Source organism: Chromatiaceae bacterium, from assembly GCA_016714645.1.
Classification (GTDB): domain Bacteria; phylum Pseudomonadota; class Gammaproteobacteria; order Chromatiales; family Chromatiaceae; genus M0108.
In genome coordinates, this window is the sequence record JADKCI010000004.1 from 303,835 (window position 1) to 329,757 (window position 25,923).

General features: G+C 64.1%; 24 protein-coding genes. 19 read left to right on the top strand and 5 right to left on the bottom strand.

All coding sequences use genetic code 11. The annotated features are described in order from the left end of the window. Nucleotides 1-128: 128 nt before the first annotated feature. Entirely contained in the window at nt 129-968 is an 840-nt protein-coding gene (locus tag IPN92_13260; GenBank protein MBK8639186.1) for a tRNA threonylcarbamoyladenosine dehydratase, read from the bottom strand. 117 nt (nt 969-1,085) lie between these two features. On the opposite strand from IPN92_13260, the gene IPN92_13265 reads away from it, so the two are divergent. The 9 genes from IPN92_13265 to IPN92_13305 all read left to right on the top strand — a co-directional run bounded on the left by IPN92_13265 (nt 1,086) and on the right by IPN92_13305 (nt 12,996). Beyond that, nucleotides 1,086-1,895 (top strand): CbbQ/NirQ/NorQ/GpvN family protein, encoded by an 810-nt coding sequence (locus IPN92_13265; protein MBK8639187.1) that lies wholly within the window; start codon nt 1,086-1,088, stop codon nt 1,893-1,895. A 64-nt stretch (nt 1,896-1,959) separates the two neighbouring features. Further along, a complete protein-coding gene (locus tag IPN92_13270; protein ID MBK8639188.1) occupies nt 1,960-4,212 on the top strand; it encodes a VWA domain-containing protein in 2,253 nt (750 codons plus the stop codon). A gap of 119 nt (nt 4,213-4,331) precedes the next feature. Beyond that, a complete protein-coding gene (gene dctP, locus IPN92_13275) occupies nt 4,332-5,414 on the top strand; it encodes a TRAP transporter substrate-binding protein DctP (protein ID MBK8639189.1) in 1,083 nt (360 codons plus the stop codon). Between the two features lie 136 nt (nt 5,415-5,550). Continuing rightward, nucleotides 5,551-6,159, top strand: a complete 609-nt coding sequence (locus tag IPN92_13280; protein ID MBK8639190.1) for a TRAP transporter small permease subunit — start codon at nt 5,551-5,553, stop codon at nt 6,157-6,159. Beyond that, on the top strand, nt 6,156-7,949 hold the full coding sequence (locus tag IPN92_13285; GenBank protein ID MBK8639191.1) for a TRAP transporter large permease subunit: 1,794 nt from the start codon (nt 6,156-6,158) through the stop codon (nt 7,947-7,949). Before IPN92_13280 ends, IPN92_13285 begins: the two co-directional genes overlap by 4 nt. 151 nt (nt 7,950-8,100) lie before the next feature. Next, nucleotides 8,101-8,301: a hypothetical protein gene (locus tag IPN92_13290; GenBank protein ID MBK8639192.1), complete on the top strand. Its 201-nt coding sequence runs from the start codon at nt 8,101-8,103 to the stop codon at nt 8,299-8,301. 43 nt (nt 8,302-8,344) lie between these two features. After that, nucleotides 8,345-11,107: a histidine kinase gene (locus tag IPN92_13295; protein MBK8639193.1), complete on the top strand. Its 2,763-nt coding sequence runs from the start codon at nt 8,345-8,347 to the stop codon at nt 11,105-11,107. A 33-nt stretch (nt 11,108-11,140) separates the two neighbouring features. Then, nucleotides 11,141-11,524, top strand: a complete 384-nt coding sequence (locus IPN92_13300) for a response regulator (protein MBK8639194.1) — start codon at nt 11,141-11,143, stop codon at nt 11,522-11,524. Further along, nucleotides 11,521-12,996, top strand: coding sequence for a CBS domain-containing protein (locus tag IPN92_13305; protein ID MBK8639195.1), 1,476 nt, complete (start codon nt 11,521-11,523; stop codon nt 12,994-12,996). Before IPN92_13300 ends, IPN92_13305 begins: the two co-directional genes overlap by 4 nt. 15 nt (nt 12,997-13,011) lie before the next feature. On the opposite strand, the gene IPN92_13310 is transcribed toward IPN92_13305, so the two are convergent. The 4 genes from IPN92_13310 to IPN92_13325 form a co-directional block, all read right to left on the bottom strand. Further along, nucleotides 13,012-14,211, bottom strand: coding sequence for a class I SAM-dependent rRNA methyltransferase (locus IPN92_13310; GenBank protein ID MBK8639196.1), 1,200 nt, complete (start codon nt 14,209-14,211; stop codon nt 13,012-13,014). A gap of 142 nt (nt 14,212-14,353) precedes the next feature. Further along, nucleotides 14,354-15,427, bottom strand: a complete 1,074-nt coding sequence (locus IPN92_13315; GenBank protein ID MBK8639197.1) for an acyltransferase — start codon at nt 15,425-15,427, stop codon at nt 14,354-14,356. A 31-nt stretch (nt 15,428-15,458) separates the two neighbouring features. Next, entirely contained in the window at nt 15,459-16,892 is a 1,434-nt protein-coding gene (gene gatB, locus IPN92_13320) for an Asp-tRNA(Asn)/Glu-tRNA(Gln) amidotransferase subunit GatB (protein ID MBK8639198.1), read from the bottom strand. Nucleotides 16,893-16,980: 88 nt separating this feature from the next. Then, the gene (locus IPN92_13325) at nt 16,981-17,418 is read right to left on the bottom strand and encodes a type II toxin-antitoxin system HicB family antitoxin (GenBank protein MBK8639199.1); all 438 of its coding nucleotides are present in this window, start codon (nt 17,416-17,418) and stop codon (nt 16,981-16,983) included. 280 nt (nt 17,419-17,698) lie between these two features. Between IPN92_13325 and IPN92_13330 the strand changes: the two genes are divergently transcribed. The 10 genes from IPN92_13330 (at nt 17,699) to IPN92_13375 (ending at nt 25,763) form a co-directional block, all read left to right on the top strand. Next, a complete protein-coding gene (locus tag IPN92_13330; protein ID MBK8639200.1) occupies nt 17,699-18,274 on the top strand; it encodes a Uma2 family endonuclease in 576 nt (191 codons plus the stop codon). A gap of 43 nt (nt 18,275-18,317) precedes the next feature. Continuing rightward, the gene (locus IPN92_13335; protein MBK8639201.1) at nt 18,318-18,608 is read left to right on the top strand and encodes a ribbon-helix-helix protein, CopG family; all 291 of its coding nucleotides are present in this window, start codon (nt 18,318-18,320) and stop codon (nt 18,606-18,608) included. Then, on the top strand, nt 18,596-18,889 hold the full coding sequence (locus tag IPN92_13340) for a type II toxin-antitoxin system RelE/ParE family toxin (protein ID MBK8639202.1): 294 nt from the start codon (nt 18,596-18,598) through the stop codon (nt 18,887-18,889). The genes IPN92_13335 and IPN92_13340 overlap by 13 nt, the downstream gene beginning before the upstream one ends. Nucleotides 18,890-18,919: 30 nt before the next feature. Next, nucleotides 18,920-19,180: a DUF4160 domain-containing protein gene (locus IPN92_13345; protein MBK8639203.1), complete on the top strand. Its 261-nt coding sequence runs from the start codon at nt 18,920-18,922 to the stop codon at nt 19,178-19,180. Continuing rightward, a complete protein-coding gene (locus IPN92_13350; GenBank protein MBK8639204.1) occupies nt 19,177-19,455 on the top strand; it encodes a DUF2442 domain-containing protein in 279 nt (92 codons plus the stop codon). Before IPN92_13345 ends, IPN92_13350 begins: the two co-directional genes overlap by 4 nt. An 81-nt stretch (nt 19,456-19,536) precedes the next feature. After that, a complete protein-coding gene (locus IPN92_13355) occupies nt 19,537-19,779 on the top strand; it encodes a DUF2442 domain-containing protein (GenBank protein ID MBK8639205.1) in 243 nt (80 codons plus the stop codon). A gap of 130 nt (nt 19,780-19,909) precedes the next feature. Then, on the top strand, nt 19,910-20,041 hold the full coding sequence (locus tag IPN92_13360) for a type II toxin-antitoxin system RelE/ParE family toxin (GenBank protein MBK8639206.1): 132 nt from the start codon (nt 19,910-19,912) through the stop codon (nt 20,039-20,041). An 11-nt stretch (nt 20,042-20,052) separates the two neighbouring features. Beyond that, nucleotides 20,053-20,367, top strand: coding sequence for a HigA family addiction module antidote protein (locus IPN92_13365; GenBank protein ID MBK8639207.1), 315 nt, complete (start codon nt 20,053-20,055; stop codon nt 20,365-20,367). A gap of 258 nt (nt 20,368-20,625) precedes the next feature. Continuing rightward, complete coding sequence (locus IPN92_13370) at nt 20,626-21,171, top strand: DUF1566 domain-containing protein (GenBank protein ID MBK8639208.1); 546 nt, start codon at nt 20,626-20,628, stop codon at nt 21,169-21,171. Between the two features lie 179 nt (nt 21,172-21,350). Continuing rightward, a complete protein-coding gene (locus IPN92_13375) occupies nt 21,351-25,763 on the top strand; it encodes a DUF1566 domain-containing protein (protein MBK8639209.1) in 4,413 nt (1,470 codons plus the stop codon). Nucleotides 25,764-25,923: the final 160 nt, after the last annotated feature.

Consider the following 25,923-nt stretch of genomic DNA (forward strand, 5'->3'; position numbering starts at 1 on the left):
GCTCCCGCGTCCGTGGTCTATGAATCAGGGAAGACGGGGAGGACTCTCGCGCAAGGCCCCGCGGTCTGGCCCTGTGTCGGAGTGAAAACGATAAGTCGGGTAACGACAAGCCGCCGGACTCCTTCTGTTCAGTCGGTGGAGGCGGGTACCGGTGGCGCCTCTTCCGATGCACCCCATGATTTCGTGCGACTTTGGCTGGGTTGGCCATCTGGCCAGGCTAGGCGTTTCAGTGTCACCGCCACGGCAAAAAGTCCGGCGGTGGCCGTGAGGTGGGTGGCGGAACCAAGCCCGCCGCAGTTGAGATGGGATGGCTGGCCTGCAATCCCGCAGGAAGGGACCCCGTCCGGCGACAGGATACTGTCCTCCATGGAATAGATGGCGGGCACGGCAAAGCGCCGCTTCGGGTTGAGCGGAAAGCCGAAGCGCTGCCGTAACTCCTTGCGGGTCCGCGAGAGCAGGCTATCCTTTTCGGTGCGACTCAAATCGGCGATGCCAAGGCGGGTGGGATCGACCTTACCCCCCATCCCCCCCACGGTCACCACGAACTGCTTGCGACGGCGACAGCCGGAAATGATCAGGGCCTTCTCGCGGTAGTGGTCGATACAATCGATGACAGCGTCGAATCCACTGTCCAGCAGGCTGTCCAGGTTGGCGGTATGGACGAAATCATCGACCAAATGGATCTGGGTGGCGGGATTGATGTCCGTCACCCGCTCGGCCAGGACCTGAATCTTGGCGCGGCCCAGGGTCGAACTCAGGGCCGGGAGTTGGCGGTTGATGTTGGACTCGGCGATATGGTCCATATCGACCAGGGTCAGGCGACCCAGGGCACTCCGCGCGAGGGCCTCCACCACCCAGGAGCCGACACCGCCGACCCCAATGACGGCGACGTGGGCCAGCCGCAGCCGCTCCAGCCCGGCGCGGCCATACAGGGCCGCGATGCCGCCGAAGCGGCGTTCCGCGTCCATCACGCCGCCTCCTGGCGAGCAGAGGGGGGACGCCCCTGGCCCAGGGGACTAGAATGCCGCCAATCCCGCTCGCCAGGCCGCCGGGCCCGCGGTATAAAATTACCAGGAGAAGTCACAGTGCCGAATACCATCACTCAATACAAAGTCACCCGAGAGCCCTATTACAACCCCCAGGGTGACGAGATCATCCTCTTTGAGGCGGCCTACGCCGAGCGCCTGCCGGTCATGATCAAGGGACCGACCGGCTGTGGCAAGTCCCGCTTTGTCGAACACATGGCCTGGCGTCTGGGCAAGCCCCTCATCTCGGTCGCCTGCAACGAGGACATGACGGCCTCCGACCTGGTGGGCCGCTATCTGCTCGACGCCCAGGGTACCCGCTGGGTGGATGGCCCCCTGACCACGGCGGCCCGCATCGGCGCCATCTGCTACCTGGACGAGATCGTCGAGGCCCGTCAGGACACCACGGTCGTCATCCATCCCCTCACCGACCATCGCCGCAATCTGCCCCTCGACAAGAAGGGGGAGCTGGTCCAGGCGCACCAGGACTTCCAGCTCGTCATCTCCTACAACCCCGGCTACCAGAGCCTGATGAAGGATCTCAAACAATCCACCAAGCAGCGCTTCGCCGCCATGGATTTCGATTATGCCCCGGAGGCGCTGGAGGTCGAGATCGTCCGCAAGGAGACGGGCATGGACCAGGACATCGCCGCCAAGCTGGTCAAGATCGGCATCGCAGCGCGCCATCTCAAGGGTCATGGCCTGGACGAAGGCATTTCCACCCGCCTGTTGGTCTATGCCGGCCAGCTCATCCGTCGCGGCATCGCCCCCGGGCCTGCCTGTCGCATGGCCATGGTGCGTCCCATCACCGATGACGCGGACATCCGGGCCACGCTCGACCACGCCATCGACGCCATCTTCGGGGCCTGATCCCGCGCGATCTGGGCAAGGACTTCGGCAAGCACGACCCTAGGCGGCACTCCGGGACATCCTCATGGCCAATAACGACGACCCGCTCAAGCGTTACCGCGAGCGCCTGACCTGTAACTTCCCCCAACTGGAGCAGGTCTTCCCCGATTGCATGGTGGATGCGGCCCAACGCCTGACCCCCGCGGGCATCGAGGCCTACCTCGCCGGGGCCTCCCTGGTCTGCATGATCGGGCGCGGCTTCGAGCCCGTGCTGGTCTATCTGGAGGAGATGCCCCGGGTCGCCGCCCAACTGGGGGAGGGCAGCCTGGAACTGGTCTCCCAGACCGTCTGGAAGCTGTCCCGCACCCCCAACGGCAAGGCCATCCTGCCCTTCCTGCAGACCATCGCCGAGGCGGCGCGGCGCTTTGGTAGCCTGGAGCTGCTGGAGCGCTACATTGGCCTCATCCTGGATCTGATGGCCAGGACCACGGGCTCCATCCACGGCTTCCACACCACCATCCCCAGCCCCGGCCTCCCGGATATGCTGGAACAGATGCCCCAACTGCTGCGCCATCTCAGCGTTCGAGGCCTGGGCAACTGGATGGATTACGGCATTCGCAATTACGGCAAGCACCCGGAGCGCCAAAAGGAGTATTTCAGCCTCCAGTCCGCCGACAGCCGCGCCATCCTCCAGCGCGAGCGCCACGGCACCCTCTTCGCCGACAAGGAGCGTCAGCTCGACCTCTATCTTATGGCCCTCTGGGATCTCAAGGAACATCTGGTGCCCTACTCGGAGGGCTGGGAAGACCAGAGCAAGCCCTTACCCTATTGTGATGACTTGGGCATCCGCATCCCGGATGTTTACGACGATCGGAATGGGGTGCGGGGGATCGACCGCTATCGGGCCACCCTGGCCCACCTGGCGGCCCACAAGCGGTGGAGCGGCCAGGCCGTGGCCGACAACTTCAGCCCCTTCCAGCGCATCGCCATCGAGCTGTTCGAAGACTGCCGGGTCGAGCAATTGGCCATGCGCCTCTACCCCGGGTTGCGCCACCTCTGGCTGGCCCTGCATCCCAACCCCGGGGAGGACGACTGCGACCCCGCCAAGGAATCCTGCATTCGCCATCGCCTGGTCCTGCTCTCCCGCGCCATCCTAGATCCTGGCCATGGCTATCGTAATCCCGATATCCTGGCGTTCGTCGAGCGCTTTCGAGGTCTCCTGGCCCAGGGCGAATCCAGCAACCAGGACATGGTCGATCTCGGGCTCGCCTTCATCGCCCGCACCCGTCGCCAGCAGGACCAGATGGCGCGGGTCTATTTTCGCGACACGGAGGTGGACTACCGGGACGACAACCGCCACCTCTGGCGTTTCATCGAGGAGGGTGATGAGGAAGAGACCGCCCCGGACCGCCGGCCCCAGCAGCAGGCCGAGGAACTTCAGGGCCTGCCGCCGCGCCACTATCCCGAGTGGGACTATCAGTCCCAGACCTACCGCCCGGACTGGGTCAGCCTCTACGAGAGCCTGCACCCCAGGGGTGATGCCGGCGCCATCGACCGGCTGCTCGCCAAGCACGCCGCCCTGGCCAAGCGACTGAAGCAGATCCTCGATCTCCTCAAGCCCCAGCATCAGGTGCGGGTGCGCTACCAGGAAGAGGGCAGCGAACTGGACCTGGACATCGCCATCCGCTCCCTCATCGACTTCCGGTGCGGCTTCACCCCGGACCCGCGCATCAACATGAGCCATCGCCATGATGACCGCGACATCGCCGTCATGCTGCTGCTGGACCTGTCGGAATCCCTCAGCGAGACCCCCGCCGGCGCGAGCCAGACCATCCTCGAACTCAGCCAGGAGGCCGTCGCTCTGCTCGGCTGGTCCGTTGACCACCTGGGGGACGAGTTCGCCATCGCCGGCTTCTCCTCCAACACCCGCCATGAGGTGCGCTATCAGCACATCAAGGGCTATGGCGAGTCCTGGGACGATCGCGTCAAGGGCCGCCTCGCCGCCCTGGAGGCGCGCTGGTCCACCCGCATGGGGGCCGCCCTGCGCCATGCCGCTCACTACCTCGCGGCCCGCCCCGCCGAGAAGAAGCTGCTGCTCATCCTCACCGATGGCAAGCCTTCCGATATCGACGTCGAGGACGAACGCCATCTGATCGAGGACGCGCGCAAGGCCGTGCAGGAGATCAAACAGCAGGGCATCTACCCCTATTGCATCAACCTGGACGCCGGCGCCGACGACTATGTCCGCGACATCTTCGGCAAGCAATATAGCGTCATCGACCGGGTCGAACGCCTGCCCGAAAGGCTGCCTCAGCTCTTTTTGGCCTTGACGGGGTGAGGCGTGGCTTAGGGGGGTAGGGGCTAACAGGGAGGCCAAGCGGTTGTGTTCCCCATCCTGGCTCCCCTACAATCCCGCGTGGCTTTTCCAATCAAACAACCGCGGTATCAGGAGGCATGATGGAGCGTCGTTCATTTTTGCAGGGCGCCGGCATGGCAGGCATTCTGGCTTCCGGCATCGCCCCGGCCTTCGTCCGGGCCCAGGAGCCCATCCGCTGGCGCCTGGCGTCCAGCTTCCCGAAATCGCTGGACACCGTCTATGGCGCCAGCGAGTCCTTCGCCCAGTATGTCGCCGATGCAACCGGCGGGAATTTCCAGATCTCGGTGCACCCCGCGGGTGAAATCGTCCCCGCCTTCGGCGTGGTGGACGCCATCCAGCAGGGCACGGTCGAGTGCGCCCACACCGCGCCTTACTACTTCTTTGGCAAGGACGAGACCTTCGCCCTGGATTGCTCGGTGCCCTTCGGCATGACCTCCCGCCCCATGACCGCCTGGATGTATGACGGTAATGGTATGAAGCTGCTGCGCGACTTCTATGCCCGTTACAACATCGTCAACTTCCCCTGTGGCAATACCGGCGCCCAGATGGGTGGCTGGTACCGCAAGGAAATCAAGTCGGTCAAGGACCTGGATGGCATGAAGATGCGCATCTCCGCCTTCGCCGGGCGCGTCCTGGCCAAGGTGGGCGTGGTGGCCCAGACCCTGCCGGCCGGCGAGATCTATCAGGCCCTGGAGAAGGGCACCATCGACGCATCCGAGTGGATAGGTCCCTACGATGATCTGAAGTTGGGCCTGCATCGGGTGGCGCCCTACTACTACTACCCGGCCTGGTGGGAAGGCAGCACCCAGTTCTCGGTTTATATCAACACCGAAAAGTGGCAGAGCCTATCCAAGGACTATCAGGCCATCGTCGCCGCGGCCGCCTCCGCCGCCCATGTCCAGTGCCAGGCGCGCTACGACGCCCGCAACCCGGGTGCCCTGAAGCAACTGGTCGCCGAGGGCGCCAAGCTGAGCCGCTTCCCCAAGGAGGTCATGGACGCCGCCTTCAAGGCCGCCCAGGAGGTCTATAAGGAACTGGACGAGAAGAACGCGAACTGGAAGAAGATCTATCCCGACTACAGCAGCTTTCTGGCCCAGCAAATGCAGTGGCAGTCGGTGGCCGAGGCCAACTACACCCAGTACCTCGCCGCGCAGAAGCTCTAGGCCCCGGCCCGGTGATCCGGCGCGCGACCCGCGGGTTACCGGTTCCCTCACCCCTTGTTGATCGCGGAGGCCCAACGACGAGCGCCACCCCACTGGCCTCGGCGTTTTGCCATCCCTATGGTCTCGGGCCATCTCCATGAAGATCCTTCTCCGCCTGTCTCGGGTCATCGACGGCATCAGTGGCCTCCTGGGCAAGCTGATCCCCTGGCTGGTGCTGGCCGCCGTCCTCATCAGCGCCTCTAACGCCGTGGCCCGCAAGGCCTTCAATCTCAGCTCCAACGCCTTCCTCGAGATTCAGTGGTACCTCTTTGCCGCCGTCTTCCTGCTCGGCGCCGGCTACGCCTTCCTGGTGAATGCCCATGTCCGCATCGACGTCCTGGCGGGCAAGCTGACGCCGCCAACGCGCAACATGATCGATATCGTCGGCATCCTGGTCTTTCTCCTGCCCTTGTGTGGCTTCATGATCCACCTCTCCTGGCCCTATGTCTGGCAGGCCTTCACCTCGGGGGAGATCTCGCAAAATTACGGTGGCCTCATCCGCTGGCCCGCCTACGCCCTGGTGCCCATCGGATTTGGCTTCCTGGGTCTGCAGGCCCTGTCGGAACTCATCAAGCGCCTGGCCTTCCTGAGCGGGCAGGGGCCCAATCCCCTGGCGGTGGGTAGCACCGACGAGGAGATCATCGAGCAGGGGCATCGGGTCGATGCCACCGCCGCTAGCCGCACCGCTGGAGGCATCACGAAATGATCGCACTCCTCACCGCCCACATCCCCGAACTCATGTTCGCCTCTCTGCTGCTCTTTTTGCTCACCGGTTTTCCGGTGGCCTTCTCCCTGGCCGCCGTGGGCATGACCTGGGGCTTCATCGGCATGGAGCTGGGCCTGCTGCCGCCGATTCTCTTCCAGGCCTTGCCCCTGAGGGTCTTTGGCATCATGCAGAACGAGACCCTGCTGGCCATTCCCTTCTTCACCCTCATGGGCCTGATCCTGGAACGGAGCGGCATGGCGGAGGACCTCCTCGACACCGTCGGCCAGGTCTTTGGGCCCATCCGCGGCGGCGTGGCCCTGGCGGTGATTCTCGTCGGGGCCTTGCTGGCCGCGACCACCGGCGTGGTGGCGGCCTCGGTCATCTCCATGGGTCTCATCTCCCTGCCGATCATGCTGCGCTATGGTTACAGCCCGGCGATCGCCTCCGGCACCATCACCGCCTCGGGAACCCTGGCGCAGATCATCCCGCCCTCCCTGGTGCTGATCGTCATGGCCGACCAGCTCGGCCGTAGCGTTGGCGACCTCTACATGGGCGCCTTCATCCCGGCCTTCAGTCTGGTGGGGCTCTTTGCGCTCTTCATCATCCTCCTGGCCATCTTCAAGCCGAGCCTGGTGCCGGCCCTGCCCCCCGAGGCGCGCACCTACCAGGAGCCCAACGGCCGCTCCGGCCTGCGCTCCCTGGCGATCTTTACGCTGATCATCGTCGCCCTCGCCGTGGCCTTTGGACTCCATTACGGCGAGATCCTGACGGCTATCGAGGGCACCCTGGTCAAGCCGGCCCTGGACGAGACCATCGTCGTGGGCCTTACTGGCGGCACCCTGCTGGCTTGGGTCGGCGCTGTCATCAACCAGGGGCTGCACCTGGGCCTGCTGTCGCGCATCACCGAGCGCGTCACCTTCGTCCTGATCCCGCCCCTCATCCTCATCTTCCTGGTGCTCGGCACCATCTTCCTGGGCGTGGCAACCCCCACCGAGGGCGGCGCCATGGGGGCCGTCGGCGGCCTGATCCTGGCCATGGCCCGCGGCAAGCTGAGCTGGAGCCTGTTCCGGCAGTCCCTCGACTCCACCGCCCGGCTCTCGGCCTTCGTGCTCTTCATCCTCATCGGCTCGACCATCTTCAGCTTCACCTTTACCGCAGTCGATGGCCAACTCTGGGTCGAGCATCTCTTCGACAAGCTGCCAGGGGGCGAGATCGGCTTCCTGGTGTTCGTCAACTTCGTCATCTTCATCCTGGGCTTCTTCATCGACTACTTCGAGATCGCCTTCATCCTGGTGCCCCTGCTGGCGCCGGTGGCGGACAAGATGGGCATCGATCTGGTGTGGTTCGGCGTCCTGCTGGCGATGAACCTCCAGACCTCCTTCCTGACGCCGCCCTTCGGCTTCTCCCTCTTTTTCCTGCGCAGCGTGGCCCCGGCGCAGGCTTATATCGACCGCATTACTCACCGGCGCGTCGAGGGCGTCAAGACCCTGGATATCTACCGGGGCTCGATCCCCTTCGTCATCATCCAGATCGCCATGGTCGCCACCCTGGTCGCCTTTCCCGGACTGGTCACTAATGCCCTGCACAAGGGTGTCCAGGTCGATCTGGATACCGTAAATATCGAGGTGCAGAGCGGCGGCGGAGATTGGGGGCAGGGCGGAAATAATTGGGGCAACGAGGCGCCCAGCGAGGGTGGCGATGCTGGTGAAAATCCCCCACGGGGTGATACGGAGGAGTCCAGAGCCGATCCCCCCAACCCCGACTGGGGCAATCCCCGGAGTGGCTGGTAACCCCCCACGTGGGGTGGACCGGAGCATTTCGCGCGCGCCCTCGGGCGCGCGTTGGCTGATGGCCCACGCATTCTTTGCTCTATACTAGAACTTACCCGCCCGGATCCTGGCTGTACTCGGCGGCTTCCACCGTTGAACTCGAGGAGGCCCGATGCGCCGTTCTAATCTGATCCGACAGCGCCTGACCGCGCTGGCCTTTTTAGGCGCCTTCGTCTTCTTTTCGCCCCTGGTGCTGCTGTTCGACCGGGTGGTGGTCCCCGGGGGGATGCCCCTGCTCTACTTCTATCTCTTCGGGGCCTGGGCGCTGATCATCGGCTTGAGCGCCTGGATCCTGGGAATGGACGGGGAATGAGCCCTGGGTCCCCTGGGATGGCCTGGCGGATGGCGCGGCCTTGATGACGATCAGCGGGCCCCTCATCGCCGGCGTTGCCTTCGTCTATCTCGGGCTGCTCTTCGCCCTGGCCCATTGGGCGGACCGGCGAGCGGACCAAGGGCGGTCGGTGATCGCGCGGCCCACGGTCTATGCCCTGTCCCTGGCGGTCTATTGCACGGCCTGGACCTTTTACGGCAGCGTGGGGCGGGCGGCCAACGGCGGGCTGGGCTTCTTGACCATCTACCTCGGGCCCACCCTGGCAGCCCTGCTGTGGGGGTCGCTGCTCGTGAAGATGGTGCGGGTGAGCAAGGCGGAGCGCATCACCTCCATCGCCGATTTCATCGCCTCGCGTTATGGCAAGAGTCACCTCCTGGGTGGCCTGGTGACCCTGATCGCCGTGGTGGGGGTCGTGCCCTACATTGCCTTGCAACTCAAGGCCATCTCCCGCAGTTTCACCATCCTGCTGGAGTACCCGGCCATCGTCATGCCGGACCCGGCGGCCACCTTGCCCATCTGGCACGATACGGCTTTCGTGGTGGCCCTGCTGCTGGCCCTTTTCACCATCCTCTTCGGCACCCGTCACCTGGACGCCAGCGAACGCCACGAGGGCCTGGTGGCAGCCATCGCCTTCGAATCCATCGTCAAACTGGCGGCCTTCCTGGCGGTAGGGCTCTTCGTGGTCCTGGGCGTCTTCGGGGACGTCAGCCTCGGTACCGCCACCCAGGAGTTGGGGACCGCGGGGGGGAGCGCTCAGGCCCTGTTCGAGCCCCGCATCGGTAACTTCGCCGATTGGTTCGCCATCTCGCTGCTGGCGGGGCTGGCGGTCATGTTCCTGCCGCGTCAGTTTCAGGTGGCGGTGGTGGAGATCAGCGACGAGCGCCATATCCAGCGCGCCATCTGGCTGTTCCCCCTCTATCTGTTTCTCATCAATCTCTTTGTCATCCCCATTGCCCTGGCGGGGGTGCTGACTTTCGGCGCGGGCGGGGTGGATGCGGACAGCTTTGTCCTGACTCTGCCCATGGCCCATGGCCACCCCTGGCTGGCTCTCTTCGTCTTCATCGGCGGCCTCTCGGCGGCTACCGGGATGGTGATCGTGGAGACCATCGCCCTCTCCACCATGGTCAGCAATGATCTAATGCTACCGGTCCTGCTGCGGCGCTGGCAGGGCCTGCCACCCGAGGCGGATATGGGCAAGCTGCTGTTGCGCATCCGGCGTGGGGCCATCGTCGCCATTCTGCTGCTGGGTTACCTCTATTACCGGCTGGCCGGGGATGCCTATGCCTTGGTGAGCATCGGCCTCATCAGCTTTGCCGCCGTCGCCCAGTTCGCCCCGCCCATCATCGCCGGCCTCTATTGGCGCGGTGGGACCCGTGGTGGGGCCCTGGCGGGGCTGACGGCGGGTTTCGCCGTCTGGCTCTACACCCTGCTGATCCCCTCCTTCGCCAAATCTGGCTGGCTGCCCCTGGGTTTCCTGGAGCAGGGCCCCTTCGGCATTGAACTCTTGAAGCCTCAGGCCTTGTTGGGGTTGGCCGGCCTCAATGAAATCACCCATGCCCTCGTCTGGAGCCTGACGGCCAATATCGGCGCCTTCCTGATCGTGTCGTCGCGACGGATGCCCAACGCGGAGGAGATGGCCCAGGCCAGCGCCTTCGTGGATGCCCTCAAGAATCCACGGCGGGCCCAGCTGGCCCTGTGGCGAGGTAACGCCGAGGTGGCGGAGTTGCTGGCCCTGGCGGAGCGCTTCCTGGGCGCTGAGCGGGCGCGGACGGCCTTTGCCCGCTTTGCTAGCTCCCGAGGTGTGGCTCGGGTGGCGGACCTGCCGGCGGATGCCCGCACCGTCCATTTTGCCGAGACCCTGCTCTCGGGCGCCATCGGCGGTGCCTCGGCGCGGGTCATGGTTGCTTCCGTTACCCAGGAGGAGGCCCTAGGCCTGGACGAGGTCCTGGATATCCTCGACGAGGCCTCCCAGATCCGGGCCTACAGCCACGAACTGGAGCGTAAGTCCCAAGAGTTGGAGGCGGCGACGGCGGAGCTGCGGGCGGCCAATCTGCGGCTCCAGGAGTTGGATCGCCTGAAGGACGATTTCATGTCCTCCGTCACCCATGAGCTGCGTACGCCCCTGGCCTCCATCCGAGCCTTTTCGGAAATTTTGCACGACGCCCCAGACCTGGATGAGGCGGAGCGCCAACGTTTCCTTGGCATCCTGGTTAGCGAGACCGAGCGCCTGTCGCGCCTGGTCAATCAGGTCCTGGACCTGGCCAAGATCGAATCCGGCCACGCCGACTGGCGGGCAGAGGACGTAGACCTGGTGGAGGTCATCGAACAGGCGGTGATCAGCGTGGGACGGCTTCTGGAAGAGGCGGGCCTGAAGTTGGAGATGGACCTGGCGACCGGGGCGAGCCCCCTGGTCCGGGCGGACCGCGACCGCATGATGCAGGTGATGGTGAATCTGCTGGCGAATGCCGTCAAGTTTTCCCCCCGAGGGTCCGGACGTATCGTCGTGCAACTGGAGGAGGTGGCCGCCGGCTGGCGGGCCAGCGTTACGGACAATGGCCCGGGCATACCGGCCGCGGAACTGGAGAAGGTCTTCAAAAAATTTCACCAAGCCAGTGCGGGCGGCAAAAAACCCCTGGGGACTGGCCTGGGTCTGCCCATCTGTAAGCAGATCATCGAGCATTTTAATGGCCGAATCTGGGCGGAATGCCCCCCGGAAGGGGGCGCCCGCCTCGTTTTTGAGTTACCTTTCGGGCAGCGGGGTCCCCATGACGCGATGGGGCCCTCATGATCCTAACGAGCCACTAGAGGTGCGGAACCCGGTATGAGCAAGCAAGTCCTGATCGTCGATGACGAGCCCAACATTGTTATTTCCCTGGAGTTTCTCATGAAACGCGAGGGCTTCGCGGTGGCGGTGGCCCGGGATGGCGAGGAGGGTCTCGCCGCCATCCGGGCGGGGCGTCCCGATCTGGTGGTACTCGACGTCATGATGCCCAGGCGCAACGGTTACGAGGTGTTGGCGGCGGTGCGCGCCGACCCCTCCCTGGCGGGGGTGCGCATCCTCATGCTGACCGCCAAGGGCCGTCCGGCCGAGAGCGAAAAGGGGCTGGAGCTGGGAGCCGATGCCTATATGCCCAAGCCCTTCTCCACCCGCGAATTAGTGGACAAGGCTAAGTCCCTGCTGGCCGAGGGGGACCGGCAGCCATGAGTGCCTCCCTCAACCCCGCCCAGGCCGGGGCCAACGGCGGCGCCCTGGGCCTGGAAGGCGATCAGGCCCCCTTGCGGAGTCTGGCCAGTCGGTCGCCCCTGGTGATGTCCCCGGCCGCGACCCTGCGCGAGGTGCTCTACGCCATCAGTCAGGGCCGCGAGGACGCCGTGGTGGTGGCCGACGAGGCCAGCCAGTTGCCCCTGGGCCTGGTGACCCTGCGGGAACTCCTGCACGTCATCACCTTCGAGGGTGGCGATCTGGATGCCCCGGTGGCCGCCCACATGACCGGTGCCCCCCTGACGGCGGCGGCGGATTCCCCCGCCCACCGCGCCAAGGTCCTGATGGCCAAGAAGGGGGTCGGGCATATCCTGCTGGTGGAGGCGGATGGCCGTTTTTGTGGCCTGGTTCATCAGGCGGACCTGCTGGGGCTGCGCGCCGGCGGGGCCGAGGTGCTCATCGCCGCCATCGCCGCCACCCGTGACCTCAAGGGCATGGTCCTCGTCGCCGACCAGGTGCGCCGCCGTGGGGCGGAGCTGTTTAACGCGGGCATGGGGGTCGAGGCCATCTGCCAGTGGATGTCGGGCCTCAATGACCTCATCGCCATGCGCGTCATCGAGTTGATCGAGGACGAATTTGACCTGCCGGCGGTGCCCTGGTGCTGGCTCCTCTTCGGTTCCGAGGGCCGCCTGGAGCAGACCTTCACCACCGATCAGGACAATGGCCTCATCTTCGAGCCCAGCAATGTCGGGGACACCGAGGCCCTGCGCGCCGCCTTCCTGCCTTTTGCCCAGGCCGTCAATGACGCCCTGCATTACTGTGGGTTCGAGCGGTGCCGGGGCGGCATCATGGCCAGTAACCCGGACTGCTGCCTCAGCAGCGATGAGTGGATGGCGCGGTTTTCGAGCTGGCTAAGGGTGCCGGACCCCGAGGCCCTGCTCCAGGGCACCATCTTTTTCGACTTCCGCCCTGTCTATGGTCGCTACGAAGTGGTGGACCGGCTGCGGGCCTGGTTGATGGCCAAGGCCCCGGAACATCCCCTCTTCTTGCGCCTCCTGGCGGAACTGGCCTTGGGGGTGGCGCCGCCCTTGGGCTGGGCCGGCCGCTTTATCTATGACCGCAACCGCGCCTTTCCCCATACCCTGGACCTCAAGCTCCAGGGTGCCCGCCTCTTTGTCGATGTGGCCCGCGTCGCCAGCCTGGCCAAGGGCATCTGGGCCACCAGCACCGCCGACCGCCTGCGCGCCGCCGGTACCGGCCCCGGCCGCTCCGCCGAGGACATCGCCGCCGAGGTCGAGGGCTTTCACCTGGTGCAGCGCTTCCGCATCCGCCAGCAACTGGCGACCCCGGACCATGACGCCGCCAATCGCGTGGACCCCGCCGGCCTCAACGAACTCAACCGGCTCATGCTCAAGGAGGCCCTCAAGCAGGCCAAAAAGATGCAGGCGCGACTGCGGCAGGCATATAGCCTCTGACCTGGACCCCGGGGTTCAGAACCCCGGCACCGCCCGCAGGAAGCAGGTCTTGAGATAGGCGGTTTCGGGGATGGCCGGGTGGATGGGGTGGTCCGGTCCCTGGCCGCCGGACTCCAGCAGTTGCAGACCGATATTGGCGCGGCGGGCGCCCTGCTGGATGGTGCGCAGAAACTCGTCGCGGCCCAGGTGGAAGGAGCAGGAGGAGGTCACCAGCAGGCCGCCGGGTTCCAGCACCTCCAGGCCGAGGCGATTGAGGCGCTGATAGGCCTGGAGGCCCTCGCGCTCGTCCTTGCGGCGCTTGATGAAGGCCGGCGGATCGAGCATGACCAGGTCGAAGCGCTCGCCCTGGTCCTTGAGCAGGCGCAGCACCTCGAAGGCATCGCCCTGGACGCCCGTGATCTGGTCCAGCAGACCATTGCGCTCCGCATTCTCGCCCACCCGCTCCAGAGCCGTCGCCGAGCTATCGACGCAGACGACCTCCTCGGCGCCGAGGCTGGCCGCCCGCAGCCCCCAGGCGCCGATATAACTGCAGACATCCAGGGCGCGCCGGGGCTGGCAAAAGCGCGCCAGGCGGTCGCGATTCTCCGCCTGGTCGTAGAACCAGCCGGTCTTTTGGCCCGTCAGCGGCGAGACCAGGAAGCGGTTGCCGTGCTCCGGGACCTCGATGTCGGCCGGCGGCGCGCCCAGTACCACCTCGTTGGCCAGGGGTAAGCCCTCCAGTTCGCGCACGGAGGTGTCGTTGCGCAGCAGGATGCTGGTGGGGCCCACCACCTCCTCCAGGGCCGCCAGGATCTCGGGGCGCGCCCGTTCCATGCCGGCGGTGGTGATCTGGACCACCAGCAGGTCGCCGTAGCGGTCCACCACCAGGCCGGGGAGACCATCACTTTCGCCAAAGACGAGCCGGTAGAAGGGCTGGTCGTAGAGTTGCTCGCGCAGTGCCAGGGCCTGGCTGATCCGCTGCTCCCACAGGGCCGGGCCCAGGGGCCGGCGGGGGTCATGGGTGACCAGGCGGGCGCAGATCAGGGAGTGGGGGTTGACGTAGCCGTGGCCGAGGGGATGGCCGCCGTGGCTGAGTATCTGGACCGCCTGGCCGGGCTCGAAGCCCTTGAGCGGCGTCGCCTGGGTATCGACCTCGTTGCTGTAAATCCAGCAGTGGCCGGCGAGCAGGCGGCGATCCTGGTCTTTGTTGAGGCGCAGGGAGGCAAGGCTGGTCATGTTGTCTGTTTCTCGGCGGTGGCCTTGCCCTGGCTCGGCGCTGGGCGTGGCGATGGACTGGGGATGGCTTGGATGTTGGGCCTGGCAGATTAACAGATTCGCGGCCTCGGGTTGGCGGCGGTATGGGTGCGCGGGCTGGTGCTCAGGCGGCCGATGAGGAAGCGGGCCAGCGCGAGGGGATCTTCCTCGCCAGGTGGGAGCCATACTCAATGCTCCGTCTCTCGATGAGGTACCAGGAAAGAAATCCCATCACGACCGAAATAAAAATAGCCGATATCTGGTTGAAGCGGATGCCGTAATCAACAAAGAATAAGACCAGTATCTGCTGAACGGGCCATCCCCATAGATAAATTCCATAGGAAATGTCCGCGGTCGGCTTGAGGCGAACGAGAATATCGTGGCTTGACAACTGAATGATCGACATGAACAGGGCGAGATAGAAAAGATAAAAATTACAGCAGGATTGCTTGAGCAATAAAAAGGCTATCCAGGCCGCCAGGCAGGGCATCCAGCCGATATCCACCTTGTCTTTCCAGATAGCCAGCAGAGCGCCGAAGGCAAAGCAGGGTGCCAGAAGCCTGATCTCCGGATTGGCTGGTAGCCAGGTGAAAATGACCGGATTTTCAAGTAATGGATCAATGAGTATTAAAATAAAAATGGGTATTGTCAGTAATCTGATCCGTGAATTCAGTAACCCCAGTATAAAGAACGAGGCAAGTGTCAAATAAGCAAATACCTCGTGGGGAATGGACCACAGCGAGCCGTTGACGGCCCGGAAGGCGTTATTCTCGAAAACCCCAGGCAATTCATATTTGATGTTCATTGACAATCCCTTGTAAAAATACGCCAAAACCTTTTTGTTCGAAAAATACTCGGCGGGGGATTGCTCCGACAAGAGGGGTCCGAGCAGGAAGGCGGACACCAGGAGGGTGAAGGCCAGGGCCGGCCATATTCTAAAAAATCTTGCTATTAAAAACGGGATGAGGCTCCTTTTGGTAAGCAGGCTGTTGGTTACCACCAGTCCGCTCAAAAAGAAAAATATTTTCACGGCGAGGGAGCCGGAATAGTCAAACCCCAGTAATCCCTTAAGCACGTCCCCTGACCCGGTGGACGGCAAGATCGCGTAGGCATGGCCATAAATGACCATGAGGGCGGAGATAATCCTGAAAATATCTAAATTATTTTTTTCTTTATTCAGGATTTCTTGCAACAGCATCTGAGAATCCCAGGGGGCTGGCGCCTCCGGCCTAACCCCCCAGTTTGGCCTTCAACAACGCATTCACCTGGTCGGGATTGGCCTGGCCCTTACTGGCCCTCATGACCTGGCCGACGAAGAAGCCGAAAAGTTTGTCCTTGCCGGCGCGGTATTGCTCTACCTGGGCGGGATTGGCGGTGATGATGCCGTCGATCAGGGACTCAATGGCGCCCGTATCCGTGATCTGTCGCAGGCCCCTGGCGGCGATGATGGTGTCGGCGTCCCCCTCGCCGTGCCAGATGGCCTCGAAGACCTGTTTGGCGATCTTGCTGGAGAGGGTCTGGTCCTGGATGCGGGCGATGAGGCCGGCGAGTCCCGCCGCGCTGACAGGCGAGTCGCCAATCTCCAACCCCGCCTTGTTGAGGGCGGCGGAGACTTCCCCACCGATCCAGTTGGCGGCCAGCTTGGCGTCGCCGCTGGCGGTGGCGACCTCCTCGAAATAATTCGCCAGGGCGCGGCTGGCGGTGAGCAAATTGGCGTCGTAGTCCGCCAGCCCGTATTCCGAGCGGAAGCGCGCGCGCATGGGGTCGGGCAGTTCCGGCAGGTCGCGGGTGGCCGCCGCCAGGAGCGGGGCGTCGATCACCAGGGGCAGCAGGTCCGGGTCCGGGAAGTAACGGTAATCATTGGCCTCCTCCTTGCTGCGCATGGAACGGGTCTCGTCCTTGTCGGCGTCGTAGAGGCGGGTCTCCTGGACCACCTGGCCGCCGCTTTCCAGGACCTCCATCTGGCGCTCGATCTCGAAGCGCAGGGCCCGGTCCAGAAAGCGGAAGGAGTTGATGTTCTTAATCTCGGCTCGGGTGCCCAGGGTGTCCGTGCCCAAGGGGCGGAGGGAGATGTTGGCATCCATGCGGAAGGAGCCCTCCTGCATGTTGCCGTCGCTGATGCCGATCCAACGCACGATTTGATGGATCTTGCGGGCATAGGCCACCGCCTCCTCCGGCGAGCGCATGTCGGGCTCGGAGACGATCTCCAGCAGGGGCGTGCCAGCGCGGTTCAGATCGATGCCGGTGAGGCCATGAAAGTCCTCGTGCAGGGACTTGCCGGCGTCCTCCTCCAGATGGGCGCGGGTAACGCCGATCTCCTTCAGGGTGCAGTCATCGAGCTGAATCTGGACCTGGCCGCGGCCCACCACCGGGTGCTCATACTGGCTGATCTGGTAGCCCTTGGGCAGGTCCGGGTAAAAGTAGTTCTTACGCGCGAAGACCGATCGTTCGGCGATCTCGGCCTCGATGGCCTTGCCGAAACGCACCGCCAGGCGGACCGCCTCGGCGTTGAGGACGGGCAGCACACCGGGCAGGCCGAGGTCGATGGCGCAGGCCTGGCTGTTGGGGGCGGCGCCAAAGGTCGTGGGCGCCCCGGAGAAGATCTTGGACTGGGTGGCGAGCTGGGTGTGAATCTCCAGCCCGATGACGGTTTCCCATGGCATGGTGGCGTTGACCTCGTGTGCGAATTAAGGGGATTGTGGGCCGGCCGGGGCTTGCGGGCAAGCCGGAAGGGCGACGGCATCAGCCCCTCTATCGCACTAGCCCCTGCCTCATCGTCGCGGTCCTCCCCCTTGAGCTTGGCTCCCGTCTTCCCAATCCCTCGGCCAGCAACATGGTCACCAAGGTGTTTAGGGACGTACCCTCGGCCTTGGCTCGCGCTACCAGGCTGGCGTGCAGACTGCGCGGCAATCTCTGCATCAGGCGGACCGGCTCGGCGGATTCTCCATGTCTTGTCGGCTTCGGAATGGGCTTGCCCGCGTGCGCACGCGCCGAGATCCACGCCGAGAAGGCGTCACGCGCATTGACCAGCGCTTCGGCTTCGCTTTCGCCATCGGACATGCAGCCGGGAAGGTCGGGGAACGTAATCAGATAGCCCCCACCATCCGCCTCGGACAACGGCTCGACCACATGCGCATAGGCCTCGAATGGATACGGCGGCTCGACGTGCGGAACACTGATTTCACTCATGATTGGAACGCGATCGGCGACAGCTTTGAGGTCGTCGATTCGCCAGTCGCGCGGGTTGTTGCGCATCCGCGCGAGAAGTTTTTCGTGTGTGCCCATTGCGACTAATAGTGTCACTGACGACACTAGAGATCAACCGAGACAGGCTTCGGGCCGCATCGAACAGCGTGCCATCGGGAGGGATTTCCTGGGCGGGTTTGGCAATGCCTTGTCATGGACCCGGCCCAACCGCTAGGATCAAGGGCGATAAAGGTTACTGCCGCGCGCGCGGCCGGAGGTCATCATGGGCCAGGCCATGAGGAAGCATCGGTACGACGAGGGCGAGTATCTGGCCAGCGAGAGCCATTCCCCCGTCAAACGGGAATTCGTCGCCGGGGAGGTCTATGCCATGGCCGGGGCGACGGCGCGGCATAACCGCATTTCCCTGAATGTGGCAACCCGACTCGATGCCGCCACCCGTGGCACCCCCTGCGAGGTCTTCATGGCGGACATGAAGGTCAGGGTCGCGGCCCACCGGGCCTTTTATTATCCGGATGTCCTGTTGGCCTGCGAGCCCGGCGACGACCAGCCCCTCTATCGCACTCGCCCCTGCCTCATCGTCGAGGTCCTCTCACTCTCCACCGCCGGCATCGATGAGCGGGAGAAGTGGCACCATTACCGGGATATCCCCACCCTGCGCCATTATCTGCTCATCGACTCCGAGTCCCGCCAGGTGCGCCTGCGCACCCGGGCGGGGGCTGACTGGCTGGAGCAGACCCTGGGCGAGGGGGACACCCTGACCCTCTCCTGTGGCCCGGTGCGGCTGGAGCTGGGGCTCGCCGAGATTTACGACCGCAGCGGTGTGGCAGCAGCAAACTAAGTATTGTAAGGTAATACCTTGAGATACTTTATCGGAGGCTGTCATGACTGCTACTGCCATTCGCCCGGTTGCGATCAAGATTGACGATGACACCAGGGCCCGCGTGAAGCGCTTGGCCGATGTTCGCCATCGCACCCCTCACTGGCTGATGCGCGAAGCGATCACCCAGTACGTCGAGCGCGAGGAAAAGCGCGAGGCTTTCCGCCAAGACACGCTCAAGGCGTGGGAAGAGTACCGCACCACTGGACTGCATGTGACCGCCGACGAAGCCGATGCCTGGTTGGCCCAACTCGAACAAGGCAAGGACATCGAGCCGCCAGAATGTCACGCCTGATCTGGTCACAACCGGCGCTGGTCGATGTGCAGCGCCTCTATCGCTTCCTGGCCGTCAAGAACATGGACGCGGCCAGGCGCGCCATCCAAACTCTGCGGCAAGGGGTGAAAGTTCTTGGATATCAAGCCGGTATCGGCCGTCCCCTTGAGGACATGCCCGACGAGTTCCGGGAGTGGATCCTCGACTTCGGCGACAGCGGCTATGTGACACGCTACCGCATCGACGCGGATGCGGTCACGATTCTCGCTGTGCGCCACCAGAAGGAAGTGTGGGCGGCTTGATGCGGTTGCGATCATGAGACGAGATGCTTGATGCCTACGATCAGCCAATTCTTTGGGATCGTCATCCAGATGTTCTGGCGGGAGCATGCGCCTGCGCATTTCCACGCGCTGTATGGCGAGCACGAGGCGCTGATCGACATTCAGACGTTGGCGGTCATCCAGGGTAGCCTTCCCAGGCGTGCCCTAAGCCTTACGATCGAATGGGCCTCCGCTCACCGTGAAGAATTGATGGAGGATTGGAATTTATGCCAATCGAAGCAACTGCCGAAACGGATCGAACCGCTGGAATAACGCCGGGTGCTCCCTGGCGGATTAAGGCGCTAACCGTGCTACCGGGTCACCGCCTGGCGGTCACGTTTCAGGATGGAACTTATGGGGTCGCCGACCTCTCGTCGGTATTGAAGGCACCTGCATGCGGAATTTTTTGCGCCTTGAAGGATGCCGCCTTCTTTGCGCAGGCTCGTCTTGAGCTTGGGGTGGTGACCTGGCCAAATGGCGCCGATCTCGACCCGGCTTGGATGTATGACGAGCTAGCGAAATCTAAAACCTGGTCTGTCCCCCTTTAGTTCTCATCAAGAAGATTTGCCTGCTGACTGGAATTTTGCGGCAAATGGCAAGAAACCATTTCCAATCAAGGGGCTTGACCCATGAGGATTGCGGAGGTCCGTCCCCAACCGAATGGGGTGTTGTCCATCGTCGCAGGCGATGGTCGCATGGGCAGTTTCGATGTCGGCCCCTATCTGGGCTATGAGGCGTTTGAGGACCTTCGAGACCCCGGCGAATTGTTGAAGGTTGTCAATGGCGGCTATTTTGTCGAATGGGCATGTGGCGCCGATTTGTCCGCGGACACCATTGAGGCACGCTGGCAGGTTACTGGCACGGTCGGGTAGGGTGGGCACGCTGCTTGTGCCCAGGCGGCAGGCGTCGGAAAGGGGGCATTGCACCGCTCCCCTGCTTGATCCTGGTGGCGCACTACGGCGAGTCGATGCGTCTCGCCTCGGATCGTAGCTCTCGCCGAGGGTGCCAACAACGGGGCACTTGACGCGCGAGCGCGACGGCCAACATGCGATCGCGGTGAACGACCAATGGCGTATCTGTTTCAGGTTCGCCAATGGCGATGCCCACGAGGTCGAGATCACGGACTACCACTGACGAGATTTGCCATGAGTGTTCCGAATAGGGGTGAGATGAAGCGGCGACCCACGCACCCGGGCGAGATGTTGCGCGAGGACTTTCTCCCCGATTTTGGCCTCACTGTGGCGGCGCTTGCCGACGCGCTGGGTGTTTCCCGCCAGACCGTTAACGAATTGCTAAGGGGGCGTCGGGCACTGAGCCCGGAGATGGCGCTCCGACTGGCCCAACTCTTTGGCAATTCGGCGGAGTTCTGGCTCAACGTTCAGCGGGCCGTGGATCTGTGGGATGCCAGCCAATCGCTCGGCGAGAGCCTACGCCGCATCAAGCCGTTGCAGGTCGCTTAGCGGATTGGCGAGGGAGCGGCCCTGATCGGGGATCCTGCCGCCCTTGGCCGCGCGATCTAGGTACAGGTGGGTTGCTGACGCCAAACCTCCGCTCGGGTCGGGCGCTTCGGCGCGTCGCGTTGGCCGCGGGTGCGGCGCCCCGACGCGATGCACCCTTGTAGCCCTCCGCGACCCAATCCCGACCGCAATACCCCGTTGACGGGAGGGTCGGCTGGGTGTAATAACCATGACCAGAGAAACAGCCAATGGGGGGCCACCATGAGAACTGCCAACCTTCGCCCGCGCCCCTGGGTCGCGGGGCTTGGGCTCTGCCTGGCGCTCGGCGCCACTGGCGCGGCGGCGGTCCAGACCTGCAAGTACGACAGCATCCCCGCCACCGCCCCGGGCAGCCGCTTCACCGACAACGGCGACGGGACTGTGACGGACAAGGCCACAGGGCTCCAGTGGAAGCGGTGCAGCGAGGGCCAGACCTGGTCCGGCGGGACCTGCACCGGCTATTACACCATCCACATCTGGCAGGGGGCCCTGCAGCTTGCCGAGGGGGCGAGCTACGCGGGCAAGAGCGACTGGCGACTGCCCAACATCAGGGAGCTGGCGTCCATCGTCGAACATGCCTGTTATGACCCTGCCGTCGACCTGGCAGTCTTCCCGAACACACCGTCGTCGTACTTTTGGTCTTCCTCGCCCTATGTGGCCTACCCTGAGCTTGCCTGGTTGGTGGATTTCGTCGGGGGCGGTGTATCGTACAACTACAAGATTAATTCCTACTTCGGCCGGGTTCGGTTGGTGCGAGGTGGACAGTGATTTGCTTTTTGGCGATCCCTTGGTTTGCGGCAATGTCGCAGTCAGAGCGAGGGCAGGTGGTGAACGCAGAGAGGCGAATTTCAGATCGAGCGGCGGTTTCCAGCCCCCGTTTACGTTTCTGGGGCGCTGGCGTCGCCCTGCTTTCCTGCCTTTGGGCGGGCACGGCACCTGCGGCGACGGTGCCCACCTGGCCGCTCAACGACACCGGCATCGACTGGTGCGCCAACGTCAATACCAATTACCTGGCCTGTCCGGTGGCCGGCTACCCCTGGCAGGATGCTGAGGAGGGCCGCGACGCCACTCAGGACCACGACGCCGACGGCCACGCTGGCTTCGCCTTCACCAAGCTCGACGCCAATGGTGGCGCCCTATTGGCCGGTGCGAGTGACTGGTCCTGTGTGCGCGACAACATTACCGGTCTGATTTGGGAGGTCAAGACCGATGACGGCGGCCTGCGGGACAAGGACTGGAGCTATTCCTGGTACAACCCGGACCCGGCGGCCAATGGCGGGTCTGCGGGTTATCCAGACCGCGGCAATAATTGCTATGACACTACCCGCTGCGACACCGCCAAGTTCGCCGCCGACGTGAACCAGGCGGGTCTGTGCGGCGCCAGCGACTGGCGCCTACCGACTGTAGAGGAATTGCTCTCTATCGTCGATTACAGCGGTTACAGCCCTGCCATTGACAGCGCCTGGTTCCCGAATACGTTGTCCAGTTGGTATTGGTCTTCCTCGCCCGTCGCGTACCTCGACATCTATGCCTGGATCGTGTATTTCGACTCCGGCACTTGCGGGTACGGCTTCTACAAGAGCGACGGCAATCCGGTTCGATTGGTGCGTGGCGGACAGGCTTCGCCGCCACCTACCGCACTTCTCGGCCCCAGCGGCGGCCCCTCGAACCCCACCGGCTCTGCCGCCGAACCGGTCAACACTGCCACCGGCAACTATTACTACCAACACCCCGACCTGACCCTACCGGGGCGCGGTCTGGGTCTCGCCTTCACCCGCACCTACAATACCCAAGACGCCACCGTCGGTCCCTTCGGCCGCGGCTGGACCCACAGCTATCAGGTCCACCTGACCGAGAACGCGGACGGTTCAGTCATCATCCGCCACGGTGACGGCCACGAGACCTTCTATGACCGCAACCTCGATGGTACCTACAGCTCCCGCTATCCCGGCGTCCATGACCGCCTGGACAAACAATCGGCTACAAGCTTCCTGCTCACCGCCAAGGACCAGACCCGCCACGCCTTCACCAACGGCTACCTGACCCAGCTCAGCGACCGCAACGGCAATGCCCTGACCTTCGCCTACGACGGCGCCGGCCATCTGACCGGCATCACCGACACCGCCGGCCGGGTGGTAACCCTGAGCTACGACGCCAACGGCCGCCTGCTGCAACTGAGCGGCCCCCTGGGGCGCACCGTCCAGTACGCCTACGATGTCAACGGCGACCTGGTCGCCGACACCGACCCTGCCGGCGGCATCATGCGCTACAGCTACAACGGCGACCGCCGCCTGATCCGCATCACCAACCGGCGTGGCCAGATTCTGATCGACAACGTCTATGACGGCGCCGGGCGCGTGGTCGCCCAGACCAACGGGCGCGGCCTCGTCACCACCTTCGCCTGGGACAGCCCCAATCCCGGTGACACGACGATTACCAATCCGCTCGGCGAGGCGACGATCCACCGCCACGACAGCCAGCGCCGGCTGCTCGCCGAGATCGATCCCCTCGGCCATAGCATCCAATACGGCTACGACGCCAGCAACAACCGCATCCAGGTCACCGACCGCAACGGCCAGGTCACTGCCTACAGCTATGACGCCCGGGGCAATGTCCTGACCCAGACCGACGCCCTCGGCGGCGTTACCACCCTGACCTACGACGTTGGCGATAATCCCTTGACCCGCACTGACGCCCTGGGCCAGGTCACTAGCTACGGCTACGACGCCGCCGGCAACCTCTTGACCGAGACCGACCCCCTCGGCCAGACCACGAGCTACGGCTACGACGCCCAGGGCCAGCGCCTGAGCCGCACCGACGGCAACAGCCACACGACCATGTACGCCTATGACGCCCAGGGCAACCGCACCGCCATCACCAACCCCCTCGGCCAGACCACCCACACCGCCTACGACGCCGCCGGCCGCCCGATCGGTGTCACCGACGCCAACGGCCACGCCACGACCCTCGCCTACGATGGTAATGACCGGCTGCTGACCACCACCGATGCCCTCGGCCACACCGTCGCCTTGGTTTACGACCCCGACGGCAACCGTACCCAGATCACCGACGCCAAGGGGCAGACCAGCGTCACCGTCTTTGATGCCAACGACCAGGTGCTGAGCGTGACCGACCCAACCGGCGCGGTCACCGCCTCCAGCTATGACGCCGCCGACCAGCGGCTCACCCAGACCGACCCGCTCGGCAACCTGACCGAGTTCGGCTATGACGCCGGCCACCGGCTCATTGCGGTCACCGACGCCCTCAATCAGGTCACCAGTTACAGCTACGATGCCAACGGCAACCGGTTGAGCCAGACCGACCCGCTCGGGCAAATCGTCACCTCGGATTGGGACGCCCTCAACCGCCTCACCCGCGTAACCGACCCCTTGGGCAACGCCACCGCCTGGCAATACGACGCCCTCGGCCGGCGGATGGCCATGACCGATGCCCAAGGCCGCATCACGGCTTATGACTATGACGCCCTCGGCCGGCTGGTGCAGGTCACCGACCCCGCCGGCAACAGTAGCTACGCCGCCTATGACGCCGTCGGCAATCGGCTGAGCGTCACGAACCCCAATGGCCAAAGCACCGGCTACGCCTACGATGCCGCCGACCGGCGCCTCAGCGAGACCAACGCCCTCAACCAGGTCACGGCCTGGCAGTACGACGCCGTCGGCAACCCGACCCGGCGCACCGATGCCAAGGGGCAGGTCACCCAGTACGGCTACGATGTCGTCAACCGATTGGCCAGCATCCACTACGCCGACGCCACGACGGTCGCCTTCAGCCAGGATGCCAACGGCAATCTGACCCAGATGGTCGATCCCCTCGGTACCACCCTCTACCGCTACGACGCCCGCAACCGGCTGACCGGGCATACCGACCCCTTCGGCAACACCATTGGCCACGACTACGACGCCGCCGGCAACCGCAGGTTGCTGATCTACCCCGACAACAAGAGGGTCGGCTACGACTACGACGCCCTCAACCGGCTCGCCAGCGTCACCGACTGGCTCGGCAACACCACCCAGTACGGCTACGACGCCGTCGGGAACCTGACCGGCCGCTACAACGACGGTGCCGGCACCGAGGCCCTGTTCGACTACGACGCCGCCAGCCGTCTGGCCAGCACCCTCGACGGGCGCACCGACACCAGCGTCATCGCCCGCTACGACCTCACCCTGGACGCCGTCGGTAACCGCACCGCCATCGCTCGCCAGGACCCCGTGGCCCCCGGCTATGTCTCGCAGAACACCCTCGCCGTTTACGACGATGCCGACCGCCTGACCAACCTCGGCGGCAGCCCGGTCAGTCACGACGACAACGGCAACCTGCTCAGCCAACCCGGCGGCAGCTACCAATACGACGGGGACAATCGCCTGATCGTCGCCAACGCCCAGCACTACGCCTATGACGGGCAAGGGCATCGGCTCGCGGCCACGCGCAGCGGTGTCATCACCCGCTATGTCCTCGACCTCGCCACCCCGCTCAGCCAGGTCCTGATGGAGCGGGACAGCGCCGGCAGCGCGGTGGCTTACTATATCCATGGCCTCGGCCTGATCGCCCGGATCAGCCCCAGCGGCGACGCCCGTTACTACCACTACGACGCCAACGGCAACACAGTGGCCCTCAGCGATGCCGGTGGGCTGCTCACCGACGCCTATGCCTACAGCCCCTTTGGCGAGCCGCTCGCCCAACAGGGCAGCACCCCCAACCCCTTCCGCTTCCTGGGGCAGTTTGGTGTCCAGCAGGAGGGTAACGGTCTCAACTTTGTCCGTGCGCGCTATTACCACCCGGCCACTGGGCGGTTCCTGAGCAAGGACCCGGTGAGCGGTAAGCCCGAATCCGGCCAGACGCTCAATCACTATGCCTATGCGCTGAATAATCCGGTGCGGTTCGTGGATGTGAGTGGGTTGTCGGCGAAAGAAGGGAGTGGCGCGAGTAATGTCTATGGGCCGAGCGATGAATTGCACTCTGGATACTTGGCTAACAGAACCGAAATAGCTTTGGGGGCAAGGAATCATAATAATGAAAAAGACCATTGGTTGAATGGCAGACTAAAGGAACTATGGCTCAAGGAGTTACCGCTAGAGTTTGTGACCGATTACGCGGTCAGTGGGCTAGAAGCAATCAGTCCTGTCGGCGGAGCTGTGGTTGGTCAAATGATGAGTATATTTGGAATCGTTACCACGATACTTGCGGAAACCCCGGAGATTGTCGAAAACTGGACTCCTGTTATCAAAGATATTCAAGAGCAGAAAAAAGGTGCGCAACCGACTACTTCGGGTGGTGTCACTTGGCGAATTAGCCAATGCGATGCAAGACCGGATTGGGAGGAGTGCACGTTCGGGCCGTGATATTACGTGTGGCTGGCTTATGTGGTTCAGCTCCGTAGGAGCGGGCTTGCCCGCGCTGTGCCCGCCGCGAGATCGCAGCGCCGGCAAGCCCGCGCCCACGGCCGCGCCTACGGGCGGACCTCGGCGCAGCCGCCTCTTTAGATTCCGGGCCATTGATCCG